The 1,810-nt window shown below is 55.2% G+C and carries 1 protein-coding gene; it reads left to right on the top strand.

All coding sequences use genetic code 11. From position 1 onward, the window contains the following. Nucleotides 1-1,640 (top strand): glycosyltransferase (locus ACFPOB_RS29240; RefSeq protein ID WP_377801710.1); only part of this gene is annotated, 1,640 nt, incomplete at its 5' end. Nucleotides 1,641-1,810: the final 170 nt, after the last annotated feature.

Below are 1,810 nucleotides of genomic sequence, written 5' to 3'. Positions count from 1 at the left end.
GCGATACCGAGATAAAGCTCGCGGCCCGGGAAGCGGAGCTTTCCACTGTCCAGTTAAAGCTGGCTCGATCGGTGGAGCATGCCGAAACCGAGGTCGAAGCTCGGCGCGACGTCGAGGCGAGGCTGGCCGCGCGTGAGGCCGAGCTTTCGACTTTGCAATCGGAATTGGAACGCCTGCTGAAGCAATCGACCGCCGAAGTGGCGCAAATGGTTAACACTGTTGATAGCTTGGCGAATCGACTGCGTATGATCGAGACGTCCACGACTTGGAGGGTTGCCGCGCGGCTGATGCCAATCCTAATCCGGGCGCGGCCGGTTCTCCGGCCTATAGTTGGGGCAACCAGGCGTTTAGCAGCTGCAGGACGAGGGGAAGATGCCCAACCTGGCGGGGCCTCCGCCGACGTCACAAAGCTTGCGCTGGATTTAACTCTCCAGACATCTCTCGTTCCGGAATGGCACGAAACCGAAAGCCGCTACCGTTTGCGGGTCGATGAGGAGATTTTGCAAAAGCGGCGCAAGGGCCCGACTGAGATGGCAGGACTCATTGCCCCTTACGTGGTTGTTCCGCTCCAGCCGATTCCGCCGGGCATTCGCCGCTCAAAGATTTTGCATGTCATACCAAACGTCTTCGTCGGCGGCTCGACGCAGTTAATAATCGATATCCTTCAGCACCTGTCGCATCTCTATGAACAGGAGGTGCTGACTTCTGCACGGTGGCGTGGAGGTGATCATGTTGGAATGACGGTCCATTGTGTGAGCGACGCTAATTCGAACAGCATACGCGAGATCTATCACAGCTATGCTCCTGACATAATCCATATTCATTATTGGGGATTGACAGACGATCCTTGGTACAAGGCCGCTTTCGATGCGCTAGACGCTGCCCCCGGCGCGCAGGTTGTAGAGAACGTCAATACGCCGATTGCACCGATGATCGTGCCTCGGGTGAATCATTATGTCTTCGTCAGCGAGTATGTCCGAACAGAATTTGGCTCGGCCGTAGCTGATCCAGATGCCTCCTCTGTTATCTATCCAGGCATTGACCTATCGCGCTTCTCGAAAAGCTATGATGGTCACGATGCAAAGAATGCAATTGGCATGGTCTATCGCCTAGAAAACGATAAACTCCGTGAAGATGCTATCGATTTATTCATCGAAGTAGTAAAGCGTAGGCCTCGGACACGTGCCGTTATCGTAGGCGGAGGCTCTTTCTTAGAGGGTTATATTAATCGCACTATAGCGGCCGACGTACGCGAAAATTTTCACTTCACGGGATACGTTCCCTACGAAGATCTTCCTGATCTTTATGACACGTTTTCGATCTTCGTCGCGCCTGTCTGGAAGGAAAGCTTTGGCCAAGTGTCGCCGTTCGCAATGGCAAAGGGGCTAGCCGTCGCGGGTTATGCCGTCGGCGCACTACCTGAAATCGTCGGTCGGACAGAGACTTTCGCTACAGATCTCCACGAAACATCCAACATCATTGTCAACCTTCTGAACGCGCCGCAGCATCTCCAAGAGGTCGGTGATCGCAACCGTGCTCGGGCCACAACGATGTTTGCGGTCGAAACCATGGTCGAGCGCTACAACGATCTTTATTCCAAGTTGCTACAGGAGCGGACGAGTAGACTAATGGGGTCTTGACACCGGCTGGATGTCAATTTGAACTACTCCGAGTCTGAACTGATGGGGTGGATGCCCCCTCCGGCCGGCGTGACCTGCCACTGAGTTGTCATCCAGCGGCGGTTAGAGCCTCGGCGGGTTTTACGCCGTGAGGCGCGGGTGGAGCAACGGACGATCGGCGGAGCTGATCG

The organism is Allobosea eneae (genome assembly GCF_042657265.1).
GTDB classification, from domain to species: domain Bacteria; phylum Pseudomonadota; class Alphaproteobacteria; order Rhizobiales; family Beijerinckiaceae; genus Allobosea; species Allobosea eneae.
Note: the sequence above shows the minus strand (reverse complement) of the source record. Positions and strands in the feature narration are given on the sequence as shown.